The 23,042-nt window shown below is 43.2% G+C and carries 25 protein-coding genes, 1 other RNA gene and 1 pseudogene; 21 read left to right on the top strand and 6 right to left on the bottom strand.

Going from position 1 to position 23,042, the window contains the following annotated elements:
- Positions 1-20: 20 nt before the first annotated feature.
- The gene (locus AC1P5O_RS02260) at positions 21-602 is read right to left on the bottom strand and encodes a 5-formyltetrahydrofolate cyclo-ligase (RefSeq protein ID WP_253138134.1); all 582 of its coding nucleotides are present in this window, start codon (positions 600-602) and stop codon (positions 21-23) included.
- Between the two features lie 243 nt (positions 603-845).
- Here AC1P5O_RS02260 and AC1P5O_RS02255 point away from each other — a divergent pair, with 243 nt between their 5' ends.
- The 9 genes from AC1P5O_RS02255 to AC1P5O_RS02215 all read left to right on the top strand — a co-directional run bounded on the left by AC1P5O_RS02255 (position 846) and on the right by AC1P5O_RS02215 (position 10,158).
- A complete protein-coding gene (locus AC1P5O_RS02255; protein WP_348941964.1) occupies positions 846-1,592 on the top strand; it encodes an IS5-like element ISAba31 family transposase in 747 nt (248 codons plus the stop codon).
- Between the two features lie 309 nt (positions 1,593-1,901).
- On the top strand, positions 1,902-2,387 hold the full coding sequence (locus AC1P5O_RS02250; protein ID WP_499005563.1) for a VOC family protein: 486 nt from the start codon (positions 1,902-1,904) through the stop codon (positions 2,385-2,387).
- Positions 2,388-2,588: 201 nt separating this feature from the next.
- Positions 2,589-2,948: a hypothetical protein gene (locus tag AC1P5O_RS02245; protein ID WP_253139385.1), complete on the top strand. Its 360-nt coding sequence runs from the start codon at positions 2,589-2,591 to the stop codon at positions 2,946-2,948.
- Positions 2,949-2,953: 5 nt separating this feature from the next.
- On the top strand, positions 2,954-3,178 hold the full coding sequence (locus tag AC1P5O_RS02240; RefSeq protein WP_253139388.1) for a hypothetical protein: 225 nt from the start codon (positions 2,954-2,956) through the stop codon (positions 3,176-3,178).
- A 360-nt stretch (positions 3,179-3,538) separates the two neighbouring features.
- A complete protein-coding gene (locus tag AC1P5O_RS02235; protein ID WP_253139391.1) occupies positions 3,539-3,802 on the top strand; it encodes a hypothetical protein in 264 nt (87 codons plus the stop codon).
- Between the two features lie 67 nt (positions 3,803-3,869).
- Entirely contained in the window at positions 3,870-7,469 is a 3,600-nt protein-coding gene (gene uca, locus AC1P5O_RS02230) for an urea carboxylase (RefSeq protein WP_253139394.1), read from the top strand.
- 11 nt (positions 7,470-7,480) lie between these two features.
- Positions 7,481-8,188 carry a GntR family transcriptional regulator gene (locus AC1P5O_RS02225; protein WP_004646348.1) on the top strand — a complete coding sequence of 236 codons (708 nt, stop codon included), beginning with the start codon at positions 7,481-7,483 and terminating at the stop codon, positions 8,186-8,188.
- Between the two features lie 154 nt (positions 8,189-8,342).
- Positions 8,343-9,689: a PQQ-dependent sugar dehydrogenase gene (locus tag AC1P5O_RS02220; protein ID WP_004646349.1), complete on the top strand. Its 1,347-nt coding sequence runs from the start codon at positions 8,343-8,345 to the stop codon at positions 9,687-9,689.
- A 307-nt stretch (positions 9,690-9,996) separates the two neighbouring features.
- Positions 9,997-10,158 (top strand): hypothetical protein, encoded by a 162-nt coding sequence (locus AC1P5O_RS02215; protein ID WP_004646350.1) that lies wholly within the window; start codon positions 9,997-9,999, stop codon positions 10,156-10,158.
- Between the two features lie 208 nt (positions 10,159-10,366).
- On the opposite strand, the gene ssrS is transcribed toward AC1P5O_RS02215, so the two are convergent.
- The 3 genes from ssrS to AC1P5O_RS02200 all read right to left on the bottom strand — a co-directional run bounded on the left by ssrS (position 10,367) and on the right by AC1P5O_RS02200 (position 11,489).
- Positions 10,367-10,550, bottom strand: a non-coding RNA gene (gene ssrS, locus AC1P5O_RS02210) — 6S RNA.
- A 97-nt stretch (positions 10,551-10,647) separates the two neighbouring features.
- Entirely contained in the window at positions 10,648-10,935 is a 288-nt protein-coding gene (locus AC1P5O_RS02205; RefSeq protein WP_004279505.1) for a cell division protein ZapA, read from the bottom strand.
- Entirely contained in the window at positions 10,932-11,489 is a 558-nt protein-coding gene (locus AC1P5O_RS02200) for a hypothetical protein (protein ID WP_004279506.1), read from the bottom strand. Before AC1P5O_RS02200 ends, AC1P5O_RS02205 begins: the two co-directional genes overlap by 4 nt.
- Before the next feature lie 64 nt (positions 11,490-11,553).
- Between AC1P5O_RS02200 and AC1P5O_RS02195 the strand changes: the two genes are divergently transcribed.
- From AC1P5O_RS02195 to AC1P5O_RS02160, 8 genes are all read left to right on the top strand, one after another.
- Positions 11,554-12,186, top strand: a complete 633-nt coding sequence (locus AC1P5O_RS02195; protein ID WP_253139397.1) for a UPF0149 family protein — start codon at positions 11,554-11,556, stop codon at positions 12,184-12,186.
- Between the two features lie 133 nt (positions 12,187-12,319).
- Positions 12,320-13,654, top strand: a complete 1,335-nt coding sequence (gene pepP, locus AC1P5O_RS02190; RefSeq protein ID WP_005107469.1) for a Xaa-Pro aminopeptidase — start codon at positions 12,320-12,322, stop codon at positions 13,652-13,654.
- A gap of 293 nt (positions 13,655-13,947) precedes the next feature.
- Positions 13,948-14,187: a DUF378 domain-containing protein gene (locus tag AC1P5O_RS02185; protein ID WP_004279510.1), complete on the top strand. Its 240-nt coding sequence runs from the start codon at positions 13,948-13,950 to the stop codon at positions 14,185-14,187.
- A 353-nt stretch (positions 14,188-14,540) separates the two neighbouring features.
- Entirely contained in the window at positions 14,541-15,287 is a 747-nt protein-coding gene (locus tag AC1P5O_RS02180) for an IS5-like element ISAba31 family transposase (RefSeq protein ID WP_005262957.1), read from the top strand.
- Between the two features lie 287 nt (positions 15,288-15,574).
- Positions 15,575-16,144: a GNAT family N-acetyltransferase gene (locus tag AC1P5O_RS02175; protein ID WP_004646355.1), complete on the top strand. Its 570-nt coding sequence runs from the start codon at positions 15,575-15,577 to the stop codon at positions 16,142-16,144.
- 105 nt (positions 16,145-16,249) lie between these two features.
- The gene (gene ubiH, locus AC1P5O_RS02170; protein ID WP_004646356.1) at positions 16,250-17,458 is read left to right on the top strand and encodes a 2-octaprenyl-6-methoxyphenyl hydroxylase; all 1,209 of its coding nucleotides are present in this window, start codon (positions 16,250-16,252) and stop codon (positions 17,456-17,458) included.
- Positions 17,455-18,702: an FAD-dependent monooxygenase gene (locus AC1P5O_RS02165; RefSeq protein WP_004646358.1), complete on the top strand. Its 1,248-nt coding sequence runs from the start codon at positions 17,455-17,457 to the stop codon at positions 18,700-18,702. Before ubiH ends, AC1P5O_RS02165 begins: the two co-directional genes overlap by 4 nt.
- A gap of 174 nt (positions 18,703-18,876) precedes the next feature.
- The gene (locus AC1P5O_RS02160) at positions 18,877-19,131 is read left to right on the top strand and encodes a hypothetical protein (protein ID WP_004646359.1); all 255 of its coding nucleotides are present in this window, start codon (positions 18,877-18,879) and stop codon (positions 19,129-19,131) included.
- A gap of 91 nt (positions 19,132-19,222) precedes the next feature.
- Here the strand turns inward: AC1P5O_RS02160 and rsmI are convergent, their stop codons facing one another.
- On the bottom strand, positions 19,223-20,065 hold the full coding sequence (rsmI, locus tag AC1P5O_RS02155) for a 16S rRNA (cytidine(1402)-2'-O)-methyltransferase (RefSeq protein ID WP_004646360.1): 843 nt from the start codon (positions 20,063-20,065) through the stop codon (positions 19,223-19,225).
- A 10-nt stretch (positions 20,066-20,075) separates the two neighbouring features.
- Here rsmI and AC1P5O_RS02150 point away from each other — a divergent pair, with 10 nt between their 5' ends.
- The 4 genes from AC1P5O_RS02150 (at position 20,076) to AC1P5O_RS02135 (ending at position 22,941) form a co-directional block, all read left to right on the top strand.
- The gene (locus AC1P5O_RS02150; protein ID WP_191111916.1) at positions 20,076-21,035 is read left to right on the top strand and encodes a penicillin-binding protein activator; all 960 of its coding nucleotides are present in this window, start codon (positions 20,076-20,078) and stop codon (positions 21,033-21,035) included.
- Positions 21,032-21,463 (top strand): YraN family protein, encoded by a 432-nt coding sequence (locus AC1P5O_RS02145; RefSeq protein ID WP_044111550.1) that lies wholly within the window; start codon positions 21,032-21,034, stop codon positions 21,461-21,463. Before AC1P5O_RS02150 ends, AC1P5O_RS02145 begins: the two co-directional genes overlap by 4 nt.
- Positions 21,464-21,596: 133 nt before the next feature.
- Positions 21,597-22,283 (top strand): BON domain-containing protein, encoded by a 687-nt coding sequence (locus tag AC1P5O_RS02140; RefSeq protein ID WP_499005555.1) that lies wholly within the window; start codon positions 21,597-21,599, stop codon positions 22,281-22,283.
- Positions 22,273-22,941 carry an alpha/beta hydrolase gene (locus AC1P5O_RS02135; protein WP_499005554.1) on the top strand — a complete coding sequence of 223 codons (669 nt, stop codon included), beginning with the start codon at positions 22,273-22,275 and terminating at the stop codon, positions 22,939-22,941. Before AC1P5O_RS02140 ends, AC1P5O_RS02135 begins: the two co-directional genes overlap by 11 nt.
- Here the strand turns inward: AC1P5O_RS02135 and AC1P5O_RS02130 are convergent.
- Positions 22,932-23,042: pseudogene (locus AC1P5O_RS02130) on the bottom strand (IS701 family transposase); the annotation flags it as partial. The gene AC1P5O_RS02135 and the pseudogene AC1P5O_RS02130 sit on opposite strands and share 10 nt — an antisense overlap.

The following is a 23,042-nucleotide window of genomic DNA, read 5'->3' as shown; positions in this document are numbered from 1 at the left end:
GCAAGGATAAAATTGCAAAATTAACGTTTGAACTTTATAAATATTGTCGGGGTGATTAAAGCATCAAGAGGCTGATCCCATGGTTCACGTTTTAACGGCTGTGCCAGCAGTTGAAAGTCATGTGCCAGCCCCAGACGGAACGGACGCCCAGGCGCAGAAGCCAAGGTACGATCATAAAAACCGCCGCCCATCCCAATCCGTGTGCCTGAAGTATCACAGGCCAATAGCGGCATGAGTAATAAATCCAGGTTGGAAACATGCACACCACGGGTGCTCATGGGCTCTCGCATACCCAGCCGATGATGGGCAAAGCGCTTGTTATGATATTGATGCTGGGTGATCCGGATCCAGACCAGCTGTTGATTCATGTCGCAAATCGCTGGGAGATACACCTGTTTGCCCAGTTTAAAGCAGCGTTCAATAATCGCCTGGGTCTGAATCTCCCCAAAAGCATGCAAATACAGGCCAATATGTTGGCCGTGAATAAATTCTGGACTGCGGATCAGGCGGTTTAGAACTTTTTGTGCGGACTGCCTTTGCTCAAATTTAGAGAGATGACGACGTGTTTTACGAAGGTATCTTCTTAATTCCTGAATGGTCATAGGGCAAAAAGCATATGCAACAAAATTGTGCTCTAGTCTAAGTGGGAATTCTGGAAAAGTAAAAAATAATTATGAGCTGCAATTTTATATTATTCCGTATCTGCTGATTTAAATTTCGGCTAATTTTGCCAGCAGTCTCAAAGTTAAAAAACTAAAAAAGTATTTGGGTGTGTTGACACTTTTAGCTTAAAAAAATAGCGAAGTAGTAAAATCAAATCGCCAAACCCAATTTTACTATTCGCTATGCCTCGTACTATGCTGACAGATCAACACTGGCAAAAGTTGAAAGTTATTCTGCGTAATTTATCCATTCACCACAACTCAAATTTACGCAATTTTATTGAAGCTATTCTCTATAGAATTAGAACAGGCTGTCCGTGGCGAGATATTCCTTGTTGTTTTGGTCATTCAAACTCTATTTTTAAACGTTTTAATCGTTGGTCAAGCAGCGGTAAGTTACTTAGATTATTCAAATTACTAGCCTCATGCCCCGATATGGAGTGGATTTTTATTGATGGCTCTCATGTACGTGCTCATCAACATTCTGCCCGCATAGCGAATCAATCTATTTCTAAAAGTGTAGGAGGAAACTCCTCAAAAATACATTTGATTGTTGATGCACATGGCAATCCTATTGATTTCGTGATTACCGATGGAACCACACATGATGTTAAAGTTGCACCTGATTTAATATCAACATTAGATTTAAAAGAGACAAAAGTGGTATGTGCAGATAAAGGCTATGATTCAGAACCACTGCGTGAACAGATCAGGAAAACAGGGACTAAAGCGAATATACCAAAGAAAACAAATAGCCAATCGAACAATGATCATATGGACTGGTATTTATATAAAATCAGGCATTTAGTTGAAAATATGTTTTGTAGATTAAAGCAATTTAGAGGAATAGCTACTCGATATGACAAGCTCAAAAGAAATTATCAAAGTTCTGTTGCTTTAGCCTGTATATTTTTATGGCTACCTTTATAGGGTTAATTATGAACAGTAAATGTCAACAGACCCTTATATCACTAATTTTTTTAATATCTCGAAACGGTCAATTCATTTTCTTTGATTCACGATTTTCCAAGCAATCCATCGTTCAGTGACAAACTCTGGAAACGCATCAATTTAAGCACTTTGAAACAGCTTTCGATCAATAAAAATACAATTCTAAAGTAGGTTTATTCTGTTTTTGGTGAAAGATAGACAAGGGGTCATATGAATATTCTCGACCGATATATAAGACACATTGTGCTTAGGCAGAGCGCGTAAGACCTAAATCAATGGAGATTGAACATGATGAATATTGCGAAGAACACCATCTGCCTTTGGTATGATGACGATGCCGAAGGTGCAGCACGATTTTATGCAGAAACCTTTCCAGACTCCTCAGTTGGCGCGATCAATCTTGCACCCGGAGATTATCCCTCCGGAAAAGAAGGCGATGTTATCACCGTCGAATTTACGGTGATGGGCGTTGCCTGCATTGGACTGAATGGTGGCCCTGACTTTCAACACAATGAAGCATTTTCATTTCAGGTGGCGACTGAAGACCAAGAAGAAACAGACCGATACTGGAATGCCATTGTTGGCAATGGCGGTCAGGAAAGTGAGTGTGGATGGTGTAAAGACAAGTGGGGCATTTCCTGGCAGATTACGCCAGTGGTCCTCATCAACGCCTGTAACAGTCCTGACCGTGCTGCGGCCAAGCGCGCATTTAATGCGATGATGACCATGAAGAAAATTGACATCTCCGTGATCGAAGCAGCATTTCGTGGTTAAGCGCCAAAGATATTGTCTTTCATTGCAGTTGATATTGCTGTGTAGCGCAATTTCACTGCAATAGTTAAATCTTCTCCTTTCTTTTGATCAACTCAAATTATCCCTCAACTCTATAAGGATCCGTTACAAAAATTTCAGATTAATCCAACTTGATCTGAACCTAAATCCAATTTCTTCAGGATGATTCAAGGAGAATGTGCCATGAATTTTCCTCAATTACTGCTTATGGCGGGATGGGTCGCGCTGTCTGCACCTGCCGCTTTAGCCGTTGAACCGCCCATGTCGGGCAAAGCCAGCTCAGGCGCAGCTTCATCTGCCGCCGATAAGAAAGCCATCGCGAGTGCCATGACTGCTGGACCTAAGAAAGTAGCCGCTGCGGCCACGATTGTCGCTGTCGGTACAGATGGCAAAATGCGTACCTTGCGCAAGGGCAATAATGGTTTTACCTGTATGCCGGATAATCCGACCACGCCAGGTCCAGATCCGATGTGCATGGATCAGGCCGCTCTAGAATGGGCAGAAGCCTGGATGGGACATAACCCCCCACAGTCGGGAAAGTAGGCTTTATGTATATGCTAGCAGGCGGTACGGATGCCAGTAATGTCGATCCCTATGCCAAGAAGCCTAGTGCGGGCAATCATTGGGTTAAAACGGGTCCCCATGTCATAATCGTCGGTGCTGAAGCTCGTTTCTATGATATGTATCCTAAGCATACGCAACCCGATACCGCTGTGCCCTATGTCATGTGGTCTGGGACGCCTTATCAGCACTTAATGATTCCTGTGAAGTAATGAATTACGGCAACGACGAATGCACGCTGATTCAAATCCTTCAATTCGGGTATTTAATACACTCAATTTTTATTGCTACCCTAAGCTTTAAATAGAATAGTTCACTTAAAAGCTCATCAACAGATGGGCTTTTATATGAGTATTGCAAAAGTTGAAATGATGCAGATCATGCAATATGAGTTTCAGAATAATTTTTGCACTGAATTGAAAACAGCCTGAACCAAAAACAATCATCTAACGAAATTCTCCCTAATTTATACATCTTAAATTTTATTAAAATATTGAAAATAATATAGAAAATTAAACTGGCATAAGTTCTGCATAACTGTATTCAAACTTGGATACAAGATTGGATACAGAATGCTTCATCAGAAAATGATCGGCTGGACAGTCCGAAAATGGCGCGATGCCGATCAGCCAAAACAGCTTCAACTGAATCATCTTGCTCAACGCACTACCCATGTTGAGGTGGGTGAACTTGTCTGGATTTCGGTTGAGAATGCTGCACCTCTTCAAGCAAAAATCGATGCATTTAAAAAAGCTGTATTTGCGGAAGGTATGCATCAAAGGCTACGACAGAGAGCAGTGAACATAGTCGATAGCGGGTTTATATGCAGCAGCTGAATCAGAAAAAAACGAAACAGATCCATTCAGCAGATTCAAAAAATAGAGAGAATAAAAGGGGATTCACATGTTTAAAACTGTACTGATTGCAAACCGGGGCGAAATTGCCGTTCGCGCCATTCGCACATTAAAAAAAATGGGTGTAACCAGTGTCGCCGTTTATTCAGAAACAGATCGTTATGCACAGCATGTGATTGATGCAGATATTGCAGTGTCCTTAGAAGGGACCAAACCTGGCGATACCTATTTGAGTATCGAAAAATTGATTGCTGCAGCCAAAAATACCGGAGCCGAAGCAATTTTCCCGGGTTATGGGTTTCTGTCAGAAAGTGCTGACTTTGCCCGTGCCTGCGAAGCAAATAATATTGCTTTCATGGGGCCAACACCGGAGCAGATTCTGGAATTCGGCTTAAAACACAGGGCGCGTGAACTTGCTGCAGCTGCCAATGTACCCATGACTCCCGGTACAGGTCTGCTAAATAGTCTGGACGAAGCTTTGGCAGAAGCTGAAAAAATTGGTTATCCAATTATGCTAAAAAGCACAGCAGGCGGTGGCGGAATTGGCTTGACCCGTTGTGATGATGCAGACGCACTTCGGGAGGCTTATGAAAGTGTAAAACGTCTGGGCGAGCAGTTCTTTAAAGATGCCGGAGTATTTTTAGAACGCTTTATCTATAAAGCCCGTCATGTCGAAGTTCAGATTTTTGGAGATGGACAGGGACAGGTGGTGGCTTTGGGCGAACGCGACTGTTCACTGCAGCGCCGTAATCAGAAGGTTGTGGAAGAAACACCAGCGGCACAGTTACCTGAAGCAACCCGTCAAAAATTGTATCAGGCGGCAGTTGAACTGGGCAAATCGGTGGAATATCGCAGTGCCGGTACGGTTGAGTTTATTTACGATGCAGCACGTGACGAGTTTTATTTCCTTGAAGTGAATACCCGTTTGCAGGTGGAACATCCTGTCACTGAAATGGTGACCGGTTTAGACCTGATCGAATGCATGTTGAAAATCGCAGCAGGCGATATTCTGGATTGGAAGCATCTAAGCAGTATTCAGCCTCGGGGTGCAGCGATTGAAGTACGAATCTATGCAGAAGATCCAGTCAAGAATTTCCAGCCGAGTCCAGGGATTTTGACCGATGTCTTTTTTCCGGAAAATGTCCGGGTCGATACCTGGGTGAGTACCGGAACTGAAATTTCCCAATACTTTGACCCAATGATTGCCAAGATTATTGTGCATGCTGAAGACCGTGATATCGCCATTCGTACGCTTAAATCGGCTTTGGCTGAAACCCGTCTGAACGGGATTAGTACCAATCTGGATTATGTGCATACTGTTATTTCAGATCCACGTTTTGAACAGATGCAGATCTGGACACGCATGCTGGATGATTTCAAATATGTGCCGAATGTGATTGAGGTGATTCAGCCGGGTACACAAAGTTCGATTCAGGATTATCCGGGTCGTGTCGGGTATTGGGATATTGGTGTACCGCCTTCAGGCCCAATGGATGATTATGCTTTCCGGCTGGCCAATAAAATTGTTGGGAATGTCGAGGCCGCCGCCGGGTTTGAATTTACCCTGCAAGGTCCAATCCTCAAATTTCATGCAGAAAATATCATTGCTTTAACTGGCGCACCTTGTCCGGTAAGTCTGGATGATGAAGCAGTAAATTTCTGGCAGCCTGTTCAGGTAAAAGCAGGCCAAACCCTAAAAATTGGACAGGTTGAATCTGGATGCCGGACCTACCTGGCTGTACGAAATGGTCTGAATGTGCCGGAATATCTGGGTAGCCGTTCTACCTTTGCTTTAGGTAATTTTGGTGGACATGCAGGCCGAATGTTACGGGCTGGTGACATGATTAAGATGGTGAATCCTGAGCTGCCGGCCGATGGTCTACCTTTAGCGATTGCAGAACCTGAAGTTTTGGCAACAGATCTGATTCCAAGTTATGGCAAGGAATGGAAAATTGGTGTGCTCTATGGTCCGCATGGCGCTCCTGATTTCTTTAAAGCTGAATATATTGAGGAGTTTTTTGCATCAAGCTGGAAAGTGCATTTTAACTCGAACCGATTGGGTATCCGTTTAACCGGACCGACGCCAAGCTGGGCGCGTGAAAATGGCGGTGAAGCGGGTCTGCATCCATCCAATGTACATGACTGTGAATATGCCATTGGTGCGATTAACTTTACCGGTGATTTCCCCGTAATTCTTGCCAAAGATGGTCCGAGCCTGGGTGGCTTTGTCTGTCCGGTGACCATTGCCAAAGCTGAACTCTGGAAAATTGGTCAACTGAAAGCCGATGACACGATTAGCTTCTATCCAATCTCGGTAAAGCAGGCCAATGCGCTGGAGCGGCAGCAAATTCAAACCCTTCAAAACTTTGCAAAGGCAGAGATAACCAGCGAGGCTGAAATCGTTACAGTTCAGGCAGAAAGTATCCTGGCATTGCGTGAAGCTACGCCAGATGCACCAAAAGCTGTATATCGTCAGGCAGGTGACAGTTATATCTTGCTGGAATACGGTGATAACGTACTGGATTTGGCCCTACGCCTGCGCGTACACCGCTTGATGCAACTGATCCGTGAAGCTGATCTTGACGGTATCCTGGAATTATCACCTGGTGTGCGATCCTTGCAGATTAAATATGATGGTCTGCGTTTGAGCCAGCAGCAACTGATTCACTTCCTGCTTGGTCTTGAAGAACAGATGGGTGATTTACGTGACATTAAAATACCTTCAAGAATTATCCATTTACCCATGGCCTTTGAGGACTCAGCGACTCTGGGTGCGGTTGAGCGTTATCAGGAAAGTGTCTGTGCCAAGGCCCCATGGCTACCGAATAATGTCGATTTTATTCAGCGAATCAATGGTCTAAACACTCGTCAGCAAGTTAAAGACATTATTTTTGATGCCAATTATCTGATTTTAGGGCTAGGTGATGTATATCTGACTGCACCTTGTGCAGTGCCCATTGATCCGCGCCACCGTTTACTGAGTTCCAAATATAATCCGGCCCGTACTTTTACCGCTGAAGGTACAGTCGGGATTGGTGGTATGTATATGTGTATTTATGGCATGGACTCACCGGGTGGCTATCAGTTGATTGGCCGTACCGTACCGATCTGGAATAAGTTTAAAAAGAACAAGCAGTTTGGCGATCAGCAATGGTTCTTACGCTTTTTTGACCAGATTAAATATTATGAGGTCACTGAGGCCGAACTGGATCAGTTCCGTGCTGATTTCGCCCATGGTCTGGCAGAAATCAAAATTGAGGAATGCGAGTTTGACTTTGCAGCATATCAGGATTTCCTTGCTGCAGAACAGGACAGCATTGCCACCTTTAAAGCGCAGCAGCAGGCTGCTTTTAGTGCCGAGGTAGAACGCTGGAAAGACGAGTTTGATGCACCTGTAGAAATAGAAGTGCTGCAGGATGACACCGATTACAGCCAGTATGTCCCTCTCAACGCCTCTATGACCGGCAATATCTGGAAGATTTTTGTAGAAGCGGGGCAGATTGTGAAAAAAGGCGACACGGTGGCCATCATTGAAGCCATGAAAATGGAACTGCCGGTCTATGCTGACGATGATGGTATCGTTAAAGCGATTATCTGCCGTTCTGGTCAGACCGTGCATAGTGGTGAGCCACTGGTCTATATGGAGTAATGGAGTGAGCCATGACTATTGTTCGCAATCCAAGTACTAAAGCGACCGGAAAAAGCTCAGACAATCTGTCTGAGCTGGTTCTCCAGAAAATTAAAAATGATATTTTTGACTTTAAACTGATGCCGGGAGAGCGGTTTACCGAATCGGAAATTGCTGAAAGCTATGCCGTCAGCCGTACACCTATTCGGCAAGCTTTGTATCGCTTGCAGCAGGAAGGTTATGTCGAGGTGCAGTTTAGAAGTGGCTGGAAGGTTCGGTCACTAGACTTTAAAGTTTATGAAGAACTGTATGATCTGCGGATTTTATTGGAAGGTTATGCAGTCGAACAACTTTGTCAGATGCCCAAAGACCAGTTGCAGGTTGCTCTGGCTGTTTTGATTCAAACCTGGTGTATTCAACCAGAACAATATATCTATGATCTCAGGCGGTTATCTGCACAAGATGAAGCATTTCATTGTCATTTAGTATTTGCAGCCGGCAATACAGAAATGGCAAAAATACATAGTGAGATCAGCGAGAAAATTCGCATCATACGCCGTCTGGATTTTTCCAAAGATTATCGGATTGAGGCCACCTATGCCGAACATCAACAGATTTTAAGGGGATTACTTGCACAAGATGCAGCGTTCTGTCTCTCTATATTGGATGCCCATATCCGGCACAGCCGTAATGAGGTGAAAAAAATTACACTGGAAATGTTATCCTCTAGTCCTGCGTAAGTTAATCAGGATAAATTTATTTTATAGCAAGAAAAATATCAGACCTGACTTAAAATTGATAACCAATTCATAACCAGAAAAAACAAGAACCCGCTAGTGGCATCTCAAATTGTTTTTTAAAGTAAGTTGAGGATGATAATAACAAGAGATAAAAATGCTTCATCAGCCTATTCAACTTTTACTTACAGGTGCCGGCTGTGCACTTCTCTTAACCATGACTGGATGTACCATGCCTTCCAAATCGCCCATCAATGACAGTTATGGTTCCCAGCCACATTTGCCCAAACCAAAATCAAGCTTGCTGCCTACGGTCAATATTGCACCTGCTAAAGGTTGGCCTGAAGGTAAAATGCCGACAACAGCGACAGGTTTAAAAGTTCAGGCATTTGCCAAAGGGTTGCAGCATCCGCGCTGGCTGTATGTATTGCCGAATGGTGATGTACTGGTGGCTGAAACCGATGCACCGCCTAAGCCCGATGACAGCAAAGGGATCAAAGGCAAAATCATGAAATGGGTGATGCAACGTGCAGGTTCATCGCACCCCAGTGCCAACCGCATCAGTCTGCTTCGCGATAGCAATGGAGACGGGGTGGCTGAACAAAAAATCGTATTTTTACAGAATCTCAATTCTCCATTTGGCATGGCACTGGTCGGCAATATGTTGTATGTGGCGAATACTGATGCCCTAATGCGCTTTCCTTATCAGAACGGTGCGACTCAAATTACAGCAGCCGGTACTAAGGTGCTGGATTTACCGGCAGGCCGTTTAAACCATCACTGGACCAAAAATGTCATTGCCAATCCTGCCGGCAGCAAACTCTATATTACAGTGGGTTCCAACAGCAATGTCGCTGAAAATGGCCTAGAGCAGGAGCAGGGCCGGGCACTAATCATGGAATTTGACATAGCCAGTGCTCAAGCGCGACCTTTTGCTACCGGACTGCGTAATCCGAATGGTATGGACTGGCAACCCCAGAGTGGCACACTCTGGACGGTGGTAAATGAACGTGATGAACTCGGCAATGATCTGGTTCCTGATTATCTGACCTCTGTCAAAGAAGGCGCTTTTTATGGCTGGCCCTATAGTTATTATGGCCAACATGTAGATACCCGGGTCAAACCGCAAAATCCTGCGCAAGTTGCGCAGGCCATTCCACCAGATTATGCATTGGGCAATCATACTGCATCATTGGGCTTGGCCTTCTATAGGGCAGATCTGATGCCTCAATATCGAAACGGTGCGCTGATTGGCCAGCATGGTTCATGGAACCGCAAACCGCACAGTGGCTATAAAGTGATTTTTATTCCCTTTCAAAATGGACAACCGATGGGCCCACCTCAAGATATCTTGACTGGATTCTTAAGCGATCAGGGCGATGCATATGGGCGACCGGTCGGTGTGGCGGTAGATTCTTCAGGTGCCATTTTGGTTGCTGATGATGTCGGTGATGTGATTTGGCGAGTATCACCCTTGTGTACACCAGCTGCAGTAAGTAAATAAAGGTTTAGGGATTCAGGATTTTATTCGGATCTGAATCTGTGGAAAGTAAAAGTTAAAGCAAAGACTGTTTCATTCAAACGTCAATATTTTGATTGAAAATATGCAAAGGCTAGCGGATTTAAAATAATTTTTAAGCTTCATTTAAGCTGGCTGAATTAGGCTTTCAGGATATTTTTACGCGGGATTACAGCATGTACAGAGATTCTGCTGATCCTATTAAAAATATCTAAATCTAAGTGCCAGTTTTAAGTGCCAATAAAAACTGGATATAAAAGTTAGAACGTTGCAAAAAAAGAGGGTTTTAAGAATGAAATCAATTGTTGCATTTATTTTCCCTTGGTCATTATTTATGACCCTTCATCGACCAGCCGAAGCCACAGTATGCTTAATGCTTCATATTTCGATTTTAGGCTGGATTCCTGCTGCAATCTGGGCCATGCATACTTTATATCGGGATAAAATAGCCTGAAAATAGGAAAATAAGTTACTGAAAGATTGTTTGATTTTGACGGAAGTAATTAAAGCCCTATCTTTTTTATAGCTAAAGATTTTTTTTCATTCCAGATGATGAATACATCAATAAAATGAATCTAGAGGAATGTTCGAGAGAAATACTACAAAATTAAAATAAGAGGAAATTCAGGAAAAATTATAATTATATTTTGAAAACGAAATTGAAGTACTCCGAAGATGCCGCTGCATGTGTCGTTACCCTGAACCCGATGAGTTCAAGGAGGATGCGACGTATACTTGCTGGGTTTCCCATACGGAGATGGGCATACACTCTAAATATACAGAACACACCCATAAGTGTTAGTATCGGCAGGGGAATAGACCCGCTGGCGAACACCTCAGAGTTAAGTTAATTATAAACAATAATCCCGGTGTGGCAACTCTATGCTGTTCATGAACTGTAAACAGTTCGGTCGAATGTCCGAAGTTTAAACAGAATTCGAGATTATTCAGTCAGTTCTTCAACTTCTTCTAAAATAGTTTGTAACAAACGCTCGCAATGCGCATATTGTTGCAGTGATCTGTTCATATTCAAGACCTCCTGCATCAGCTCAAGTGCAACCATAATAATCAGCTTGCTAGGTTCCATGCGTGGTGCTTTACGGCGAAATTCATCATATTTGTCATTTAATAACTGTGCCGCGCGTTCTAATTCTTCCTGCTTGTCAGGAGTAGAGGCCAAACGGAAACTATGCCCCAATACTCTGAGATCAATTGCAATTTGTTCACTCATGATGAGGCTTCCTCAGTCGCTTCAGTCGGATGGGCCAGTTGTTGAATTTCCTGTGCGTGATGATCCTGCGCAGTGCCAAGAATGGCCAGACGTTGAATAATCGCTTCAACCTTGGCTTTGGCATTTTCATTTTTCTGGGTTAAACGTTCAGATTCCTGAGTCAGACGCTGAATTTCCTGCTGGGCATGACGCTGTTCAAGGATCATCTTTTCCTTAACTACGCGCAGTTCATTCCGTTCAGCCAGAATTTCCTGAAAACGGTTTTTCAGGTCGGTACAGCTTTTTTCCAGACGACCATAACGGTCTGCCAGTGCAGTTGCATCATTATTAAGCAGTTGAAACTGGGCACGAGAATCCGTCAATTGTTCTGTCAGATTTTCATTTTCTTGTTGTTTTTGCGCAATCACGCTGTTTTTTTGTTCAATTTGCTGTTGATGTTGCATCATTGAAGAGTCTTGCTCTTCGCGCAAACTGGAATTTTCACTTTCAAGCCGTGCAAGTCGCGTTTTTAACACGCCGATCTGCACTTGTAGACGCTGTAATTCTTCTAACATATCGAGGTCGCACAGTGTTGCAAACAAAGGTAATATATAAGCAGTATAAAGATTGGATAAACGAATGCAAGACGATATTTCAGGTTGGACCGAATGGCACCGCAATTTTTCTTCAATTGAGGAAATTTCTAGCCCTAGCGAACTACATGGTTTGCTAACTGGCATTGTTTGTGTCACCCAGGCGCCAAGCAGTGAAGAGTGGTTACAGATTTTAGAAACACTGGATGTACCTGAACTGGATGCCGAAGCATTAGAGTTGTTGACGGGCGAAGCTGAAGATGTGTTTCATGCACTGTCTGAAGATGAGCTGGATTATTTACCTTTGCTGCCTGATGATGAGCATGTGCTTTCAGAACGCGTACAGGCTCTGGCGGACTGGTGTGCAGGCGTGGTCTTAGGTTTCGGACTGGCTTCAGGACATATCCGTCAGGATGAAGTTGAGCTGATTGAACATTTACAAGATGTAGCCGCAGTTGAATTTGAAGACTCAGACGATGATGATGAAGGTGAAGAAAGCTATCAGGAATTGTACGAATTTGTGCGTCTGATTCCTGTCAGTCTGTCTTTAGGGCGTAAAAAGGTCGAAGTTGAAGAAACGCCCCTCTTACAGCAATTTAGTCAAAAAAATCAGCCTAAAGTCGCTACTACAGAAGCGCAAAGTGTAGTCGAGATTTTCTCGCCTAAACGTCCAAGCTGATGAAATGCTGAGGTGAGTCATCACCTGCTTGAAATCAGGCATATATTTTGCTGTTTACAGTGAAATCTATAGTCTGATTTCAAGACTATATTCTAAATACAAGTATTGATCGATAAGAAAGAAGTAAGGTGTAATGAAGAAATTGACACAGGCAGTTTTTGAGGAACGTCGCGCAATCCTCGCAGGGGAAATCGGTTTACGCAGTATCGCTATTATCGCGACCAGTCCGGTAGCCATGCGTAACCGTGATGCAGATTATAAATACCGTGCAGACAGTAGTTTCTTCTATTTAACCGGATTCGCGGAACCTGAAGCTGTGGCTGTGATTGAAACCTTTGACACTGAAGAAGAAGGCTATAGCTACAGTTTGTTCTGTCGTGAACGCAACCGTGAAATGGAAATCTGGAATGGCTACCGCGCGGGTATTGATGGGGCTATTCAGGATTATGATGCAGATGAAGCCTATGCGATTGATTTGCTGGATGAAGAAATCTTAGAAAAGTTACAAAATAAAGATCAGTTATTTTATCGCATTGGACAGCATGCAGAGTTTGATGCGCGTGTCGCCAAATGGATTGCAACTGCAAGTGGTGAAAGCCGTCGTGGTACTTCTGCGCCAGCGCAAGTAATTCAGCTGGATCGTATTGTTGATGAAATGCGTCTGCATAAAGATGCAAATGAAATTGAATTGATGCAGATTGCTTCCGATATTTCTGCTGATGCACATACTCAAGCGATGCTAGCAGTACGCCCGGGCATGATGGAATATGCACTGGAAGCTGAGCTGAATTATATCTTTGGCAAAAATGGCGGTGTTCCGGCCTACAACAGTATTGTCGGTGGCGGTGAGAATGCCTGCATCCTGCATTATGTAGAAAATGACAAAGAACTGAAAGATGGCGATTTGGTCCTGATTGATGCTGCGGCTGAATATCAGCTTTATGCTTCAGACATTACCCGTACCTTTCCAGTGAATGGTAAATTTAGCCCGGAACAGAAAGCTTTATATAATGTAGTGCTGGATGCTCAAATTGCTGCAATTAATGCTGTGCAAATTGGTAACTCGTATAAAGAACCACATAATGTTGCAGTGCGCATCCTAGTGCAAGGTTTGCTCGATCTTGGCTTGATGCAGGGGAATATTGACGACATTATAGAAAAAGAAGCTTTCCGCCAGTTCTACATGCATGGTACCGGACACTGGCTCGGTATGGATGTGCATGATGTCGGTGCTTATAAGGTGGACGGTGAATGGCGCTCGTATGAAGAGGGTATGGTCGTGACCGTTGAGCCGGGTCTTTATATCGCGCCTGATGATGAAACAGTAGATGCTAAATGGCGTGGAATTGGCATTAGGATTGAAGATGATGTGGTGGCCACTGCAAATGGCCCGCTAGTTTTAACCGCGAAAGTCGTCAAAACGGTAGAAGAGATTGAGGCATTAATGGCGAAAGCGTGCGCTGCTTAATTTGAGAAAAAATACAGCAAGCCGGTCGCAAGATCGGCTTTTTTTATGACATTTCTATGCCGTTTCAAACAAGAATTCCTAGCTATATCGCATCGAGCAAAAAGTGATTTAGCTTACGTTTATATCGAACAAGTCAAATAAAACTCACCTAAGTAAAATTTACAGCTTAAAAATTGACAGGAAGTCAACACAGAAAATCCGTTTTTAGCATCAAAGCTACATATTAAATGCGCTGAGATTCTCATACTTTCTCTGATCCTTAAATAAACTTAAATAAGAGTAGGAGAACACTTATGAGATTAAATACGATTGATTGGATTGCTTATGCTTTAACAATCATTGGTGGCATCAATTGGGGTTTAATTGGTGCATTCGATTTTAATTTGGTCGCTGCGATCTTTGGTGATATGAGCGCCTTATCTCGAATTGTTTATGTATTGGTTGGTTTGTCGGCATTGTACCTGATTTATACAGGAACGAAGTTGGGTAAAACAGTACACCATACAGATCATCATACCAATATTGTGCGTTAAGCTAATCCTCCTGCACGAGTTTCTTACAAGATAGGATAATGTCTTTGAGTAGCTTGTCGAGAGGATAGAAATAGTGTGGAAGATGAAGAAACCTCGGTATATTTCCGGGGTTTTTTATATAGGTGTTTATAGGTTATTAATAGAATCATCCTCAGATCTACAACAACACTTAGCTAAAGATTAATGATTACTATCATACAAATAAGATTAGGTTGTACATGGTTGGATAAATTTTTTTTAAAATATCTGTTAGCTAAAAAATCGAGTTATATTTAGGGTGTGTTGACACTTTTAGCTTAAAAAAATAGCGAAGTAGTAAAATCAAATCGCCAAACCCAATTTTACTATTCGCTATGCCTCGTACCATGCTGACAGATCAACACTGGCAAAAGTTGAAAGTTATTCTGCGTAATTTATCCATTCACCACAACTCAAATTTACGCAATTTTATTGAAGCTATTCTCTATAGAATTAGAACAGGCTGTCCGTGGCGAGATATTCCTTCCTGTTTTGGTCATTCAAACTCTATTTTCAAACGTTTTAATCGTTGGTCAAGCAGCGGTAAGTTACTTAGATTATTCAAATTACTAGCCTCATGCCCCGATATGGAGTGGATTTTTATTGATGGCTCTCATGTACGTGCTCATCAACATTCTGCCGGCATAGCGAATCAATCTATTTCTAAAAGTGTAGGAGGAAACTCTTCAAAAATACATTTGATTGTTGATGCACATGGCAATCCTATTGATTTCATGATTACCGATGGAACCACACATGATGTTAAAGTTGCACCTGATTTAATATCAACATTAGATTTAAAAGAGACAAAAGTGGTATGTGCAGATAAAGGCTATGATTCAGAACCACTGCGTGAACAGATCAGGAAAACAGGGACTAAAGCGAATATACCAAAGAAAACAAATAGCCAATCGAACAATGACCATATGGACTGGTATTTATATAAAATCAGGCATTTAGTTGAAAATATGTTTTGTAGATTAAAGCAATTTAGAGGAATAGCTACTCGATATGACAAGCTCAAAAGAAATTATCAAAGTTCTGTTGCTTTAGCCTGTATATTTTTATGGCTACCTTTATAGGGTTAATTATGAACAGTAAATGTCAACAGACCCTATAAAACTCTCTAAAAATAAGAAAATAATAGTGATTGAAAATGGGCCTTCTGCTCCTGACAGTGATTATCAGCTTATTTATAAATGGCTTGATTCACAATTTTATCATTCAGGATCTACGAGCATCAGTATGTATTCAAAATTGTGCGAAGCGAGTAGATCGAGTTATACCAATTTGACTAGGTTTGCGATCGAATCGTATAAATGCCAAATGAAATTACAACATTCCGTTTTTTAATGCCGAGTTGATAAAAGTGAGTATAAATATTTTAGTTGCTGAATTAAAGACAACTTGGTTGGAGTTAAGAGCATATAAAGTTGGAGATGAATTTTCATTATTCCAAGAGTATTGTGGCGACGTTGAAGCATCAAAATACTTACAACGACAGGTGCATACAACAGTCGGTCAAACTCAGCAGATGTTGCAGAAATGGGCGTTAAGCTATTGGCAGCAACCGATTAAAGGATTTTCATGGGTGATTGCTGAGCGAAAAAGTCATCTGGCAATCGGGTTACTAACGATCATTCAACAGCAAAATAGCAGCCTTGAAGTTCATTTCGAACTTGGTCCTCGATTTCAGGGTCAGGGCTATATGCTTGAGGCGATGAAAGCGGTGATTCAGCATTTTAAACAATATCTCCCACTTAAATTACTGGATACTTTCTGCGATGCAGAACATGTACAGGCACACCAAGTGCTGTTAAAGACAGGGTTTAAAGTTGTTAAACGGATCAGTGCTTATACTGTATTGCCGAAGTTGGGTACTGAAAAGCGTGATGTCTTGGTTTTTCAATATAGGCTGGATCATCATGAAGAAAACTAAATAAAACGAATCATTATAAAAATTTAAAGCCTTGAGGTAAGATAAAACCAGTATACGTTTTATGTAATTCGCCATAGATGCGAATAAACAAATAAGGAAGTAAGCATGCAACAAGAAGTCATCATTGTCGGTGGTGGTATGGTCGGCTTAAGCCTCGCATTAATGTTGGCGAAAACCAATATTGCAGTCAAACTGTTGGAAGCCATCAAATATCCAGATTATGATGATGAAAATCTTGCGCCCTATCATTCCAGTTTTGATGCACGTAACAGTGCCTTGTCACGCCGTAGCGTGCAGATTTATCAGGAACTTGGACTTTGGAATGCCTTGCAAGAACATGCTACCCCAATTCTGGAAGTGAATATTACCGAACAAGGCAGCTTTGGTAAGGCCCGACTGAAAGCCGAGCAGGAAAAAGTCGAAAGCTTTGGTCAGGTCATTGAAAATGCCTGGCTCGGTCGTGTACTGCTGACCCAAGTCAAAAAAGAGCCATTAATTGAATTGATTGATGGTGTTCAAGTGACCTCCCTTATCCAAGATACAGACTTTGCTTATATCGAAGCTCAGCGTGGTGAATCATCACTAAAATTACAGTCCAAACTGGTTATTGCCGCCGATGGACGGGATTCTTTCTGCCGTAAAGCCTTGGGTATTGGTGCGTCAGAACATGATTATGATCAGGTTGCAATTGTGACCACAGTACAAACGTCTAAGCCACATGGTCATGTGGGCTTTGAGCGTTTCAGTCATTTAGGGCCTTTGGCACTGTTGCCATTGCCGGGCGAATATCGCCGTTCCGTGGTCTGGCCAGTGAAAAAAGGTACTGAAGGAGAATGGCTGGGAGATGAAAATGACCAGCATTTCCTCGATGCCTTGCAGGAAACGTATGGCGATCGTGCCGGAAAGTTCCAGAAAACCGGAAAACGGTTCAGTTTTCCCTTATCTCAAGTGTTAGCTGAAAAACAGGCTGTTGGCCGTGTCGTGTTGATGGGCAATGCAGCACATACGATTCATCCGGTGGCTGGTCAGGGTTTTAACCTGTGTATGCGTGATGCGCATGTATTGGTGCGTTACCTCAAGGAACAGCAAGCACAAGGCGCAGACTTGGGCGATGCTGCAATATTACAAGACTATGAAAAATCTCGTCTCAGTGACCAGCAACGAGTGATCAAATTCTGTGATTCAGTGGTGCGTGGCTTTAGTAACCAGAATCCATTTTTAAAGCTGATTCGTAATACGGGTTTAATCGCTTTTGATACGATTCCAGGCATCAAGCCACTGGTTGCAAATTATGCCATGGGGTTAAAAGCATGAGCTTAAATCAAACTAACGAAATATTAGACGTCGTCATTATTGGCGGTGGATTGGTGGGTGGGCTTACAGCGCTTTTGTTAGCCCAAGGTGGCATGCAGCCTACAGTTCTGGATGCAGCGCCAATTCTGGATGCAGATAAAACCTTAAAGGTGGCCAATCCGCGTGTCCTGGCTCTCAGTCAGGCAACCATTCACTTGTTAAAGACGGTGGGGGTCTGGGAAAACCTGGCACGGCAGCAGCCTTATACCGGCATGCAGGTCTGGAATAAAAATGGCTATGGCGAAATCAATTTCGGCCAGCCTTCAGAAAAAACACCCTCGCTAGAACAGGCTTTAGGTTCGATGGTGGAACCAAGCATTCTGAATCTGGCCATTCAGCAAAAGATGCTTGAAGATGTTCAAGATTATAGAACACAGGTCAAAGTCAGCCGCGTTGAACGTGACGTCGGTGTGTGGATTATTCATCTGGCCGATGGTACTCAGCTTAAAACCAAGCTGGTGATCGGCGCCGACGGTGCCAATTCCTTTGTTCGTGAGCAAGCTTTCATCGATATTGATGTACTGGACTATAAACAGGCGGGCATCAGTTGTGCCATTAAAACTGCACAACCTCATCAGCATATGGCACGTCAGATTTTTCTCGAAACCGGCCCTCTGGCTTTTTTACCCATGGCCAGCCTTAGTCCGGAAGAGCAGGGACATTGGCAATCGATTGTTTGGACTTTGCCAGAGGATTATGCTGAAGAATATGCAGCGCTCCCCGATGCTGAATTTACCCAGCTATTGACCCGTGAAAGCCAGCATATGCTGGGTGAAGTCTTAGAGGCGACACTACGTGCCACTTTCCCCTTAAAAGCCCGCGCTGCCCAACAATATGTTCAAGATGGTTTAGCCCTGATTGGAGATGCCGCACATGTGATTCATCCGCTGGCAGGTCAAGGGGTGAATATTGGCTGTCTGGATGCTGCGATACTTTGTGATGTTTTACTGCATGATCAGGCGCGTGGCGTATGGGCACATGAACAAACCCTAAAACGCTATGAGCATCGCCGTAAAAGTCAGAACGATGCCATGATGCACAGCATGTCTGCGATTGGCTGGATGGAAACCACTTTATTCTTCCCGATGGTTTGGGCACGCAATTTCGGCCTGAAACAGGTAGAAAATCAGCCCATGTTGAAAGATGCATTTATGGCGCAGGCCAACGGTCTGAGTTTACTTAAAGACACACGCTACGCAGCTTAAGACAGAAATGTAAATTTTTTAAACAAACATCAATAAAGAGTAACGATTTTGTTTAAAAAAGATACGATTTTTTGATGTTTAGTACTAGGCGAAGCCCAAAGAGATTGCTAAATTTCACTTAATTCGATATCTGGCTTGGAATACCAAGCAAGCGCCATTTTTGGGGAGATGCAAATGACAGACATGAATGATTATGATGACGACGTTGAAGATTCAATCGTTGACGATGATGAAGCAAAAGCAGCTGAAAAAGGCGCGGTCGATAGCACAGAGGTCGTCAGTGATACCGATCTTGTAGAAGCTGAAACTTTGACCGTCACTGCAAAGCTGAAAAAGCGTCAAGCACTGGAAGACGAGATTGCGGCTTTCCTTGCCAGTGGTGGTCGTATTGTTGAAGTTCCGGCAGATGAATCAGTAGCCAAAGAATAAGTTATTGATTAACTTGTCTCTTATAAAAAACACCACATCAATTGTGGTGTTTTTTTTACAAATCAAAACGAGATAGAAATATCTAGAGCAATTAATCGTTTGCCGAAGTCAGTTCTAAAGCACGTTGATAAGCGATTTTCTTTTTAATACCCGTTAAATCTGCTGCCAACTGTGATGCTGCTTTGACCGAAAGGTCCTGTAACAAACGTTTCAATAATTTATCCAGCTTTTCTTGATCCAGATCTTTTTCTTCGGTGGCACCGCCAATCACCAGAACAATTTCGCCTTTTTGCTGATTGTGATCATTGCTAATGAATTCCACCAATTCACCCAAGGTCATTTTCTTGATAGTTTCAAAAGTCTTGGTGATTTCTCGCGCAAAACCGACCGGGCGATCTGCTCCGAAAACGCTGGCCATATCCTTAACGGACTCCAGAATCCGGTGCGGTGCTTCATAGAAAATTAAAGTCTGGGTTTCATCTTTCAGTTTTTCCAGATTTAGCAGACGCTGACTTTGTCTGGATGGCAGAAAACCTTCAAAACTGAAACGGTCACTCGGCAAGCCGACTGCACTTAAAGCTGCAATCGCAGCACAAGCACCAGGAACGGGAATCACGCGGATATTATGCGCTTGAGCAGCCCGGACAAATTTAAAGCCAGGGTCGCTAATCAGGGGAGTGCCAGCATCACTGATCAGGGCCATATCTTCGCCATTGAGCAGGCGCTGGATCAGCTGATCAATCTTGTTGCTTTCATTATGCTCATGACAGGCAGTCAGAGGTGTTTGAATATTAAAGTGTTTAAGCAACTGTGCGGAAGTTCGTGTATCCTCAGCAGCAATAAGACTCACCGACTTCAACACCTGAATTGCACGATAACTCATATCATCTAAGTGCCCGATTGGAGTCGCAACAACAAATAACTGAGCACTCATAGGTTTCTCCATGTGGAATAAATTGAATAATAAAAAATGGAAGATTAAAAATAAAATATTGGGCTTGTGTTTAGTCAGCTACATCAGCAGCGTACAAGCAGAAGTGCTGATCATTCTACCCGAATCCGGGCCTTTGGCGCGAGCTGCATCGAGTATCAAACAGGGTTTTCTCAGTGCTTATGCTACTTCCGGGCAGAAAGTTCCATTAAAATGGGTCAATTCCAATCAGAAAAATATCTCCCAGCTACTGAAACAGCATGTCAATAAAAAGACCAAAATGGTGGTGGGTCCATTGGCACGTAGCGATGTGGAACAACTACTCAAGAGCAAACCTAAAGTACGTACCCTCAGCCTGAATGATGTAGCAGGGTCATTACCCCAAGTCTGGCAATTCAGCCTGTCCAAAAAAGAAGATGCTGCTGCCTTAAAAACCTTATTGCACAAAGATGGAATTCAACAGCTGCTGATTTTACGCCAGCCGGGCAGTGAAGCTGAGCATGAACTGTTGCTGATGTCATTGTTCAGTCAGAGTGATCTGAAATTTAAGATCGTGAACAAGGCACCCATTTTTTTAATGCCGAAGCAGGGGCTGTTATTCCTCGGCAATGCAGAAGGCCTGGCTACTATACCGGAATTAAGCCGTAAACGGATGTATACCGTAGCCAATGCGATCAGCGAGCAGCACAAGCTGCCACAAGGGATCAAGTTCTGTGATGTTCCGGTACTTTATCTGGCTGACTGGCCGGATGTTCTACAGGCTTATGTCAAAGAGCCGGTGGATATGTCCTATCAGCGGCTGATTGCCTTCGGTGGCGATGCCTGGCAGATCACCCAGCAGTACCTGTCACAACCGCGTTCACAGAATATTGAATTTCAGGGTAGAACTGGCCGGATACAGATCAGTGAACACAGCATTCAGCGTAGTCCAGAATGTTTCCAGTACAGTGGCACAGGCGTCAAGCTACTATGAGCGAAAGAGCAATGCTGCGACAGCAATTAGGTGCATGGGCGGAGCAGCAAGCGGCCCAATTGATGCAAAACCATGGATTTCAGTTCCTGGCAGCCAATTATCACAGTCGCTATGGCGAGCTGGATCTGATTCTGGTGCGTGATCAGGAACTGGTCTTTGTGGAAGTCAAAGCACGTGCGCAAACCCGATATGCGCAAGCGATCGAGTCGATTTCCAGAGCAAAACAGGGAAAGATGCTCAAGACTGCGATGTGCTTTATTCAGAAAAATCCACAATTTGCACACTATTACTATCGTTTTGACGTGATTTGTTTTGATTTTAAACAGCAATTTGCAAAAACCATACAGCATGACTTTTCGCAATACCCTTATGATCTGGAATGGATTGAAAATGCTTTTACTTTTGATCAAGAGTTTATTAACCTTTGAACAAAATAAGGTCTAAAGATGCTTATATTTGCTTCAAGATCATTGTAAAGTTCAAGCAGAATTGACATGATCTGAGCTTGAAAACAGATTATTAGATTGAAAAAGACGTAATAAAATGAAGGAGTCTTGCTGAGTGGTTAAGCGTATTGCAATAACAATGCTGTATGTCGCAAGTTTATCAGGTTGTGCAAGTTTTATTTCCAGCGGCACAGGTACGGCTCCTGTCGGAACTGAAAGTGGGGCGCGTACCTTGGGGCAGGTATTTATTGATTCCTCAATTGTCCGTACTGCAAAAATTAATCTTTATAAATTGGATTCGCGCTTTAAGCAGGCCCGGGTCAATATTGAAAGTTTCCATGGCAATGTCTTGTTGACCGGTCAGGTGCCGGATGCCCATTTAAAGCAACTGGCCGAAGACAATGTCAAATCCATGAGTGATGTGAAGGCAGTCCATAATTTTATTACTGTCGGCAATCAGATCAGCTATAGCACTATCATGCAGGATACTGCGGTGACTGCAAATACCCGTGGCTTGATCATGAAAGCGACTGTGGTAGCGGATAGTAAAGTGCATGTGCATACTGAAGATGGCGTACTGTATGTGATGGGTCGTTTAAATGGTGCCGAGATTGCTGACCTGAATCAGGTGTTACAACAGGTGGGTAATGTCACTAAAATTGTGACCTTGATTGATAATGTTGAGCAATATTCAAGCCTGGCTAACCAAAACTTTGCCGCACCGGCATATGCGCAGCCGGGTATTGAACAGACGCCGGTTGCCATTGATCCTGATACGGTTGAACCGACCTATGAACCATAAGGTCGGCCAGTTTAAAACCCAACTCTCACAGCGTATTTTGCAGTTTCAACAGCACTATCAAGATTTCCGGTTATACGATTTTGGCAGTTATGCTTTAAATCGTTTAACCCCGAAACAGGGCTACACGGTCGAAACACAATTGGCCTATGGTCTGAAATCCCGGCAACGCTTTGACCTGTTTCGAAGTCAGCAGCCTTTGCCTCATCGTCCCCTGATTGTGTTTGTACATGGCGGTGCTTGGTTACATGGCGATAAAAAGGATTACCAGTTTATCGGTGAGGCTTTTGCTAAAGACGGCTATGATGTGGTGGTGATGAATTATCATCTGGCGCCACAACATATTTTTCCGACCTATATTCATGATCTACATTTATTGCTCAATCATTTGCAGCAGTCAGCTGGACAGTTGCAGATCTGTGCAGAAAATCTGGTCCTGATGGGACATTCTGCCGGGGCATTCAATGTCATGTCTGCCTTGTATCATCCGCAATCTGCCAGTATTGATCATAGTCAAATCCGGGCGATTATTGGTCTGGCGGGGCCTTATCATTTTGATTACAAAAATGATCCGATCTGTGCCGATGCATTTGATCAGGCGGTGCCTTATCAGCAGGTCATGCCTTATTATTTTGTAGGACTTACGCACTGTTATTTATAGACTCTCTGTGGTAGCAGATGATTTTTATCGAGAATAAAGTCATCAATGAAGTTTTTGATAATTGGTCTAAATAATTTCTTCTGCCAACGATATACATTTTC

It is taken from the genome of Prolinoborus fasciculus, from assembly GCF_056724605.1.
This window is presented reverse-complemented; position numbering and strand designations above follow the sequence as displayed.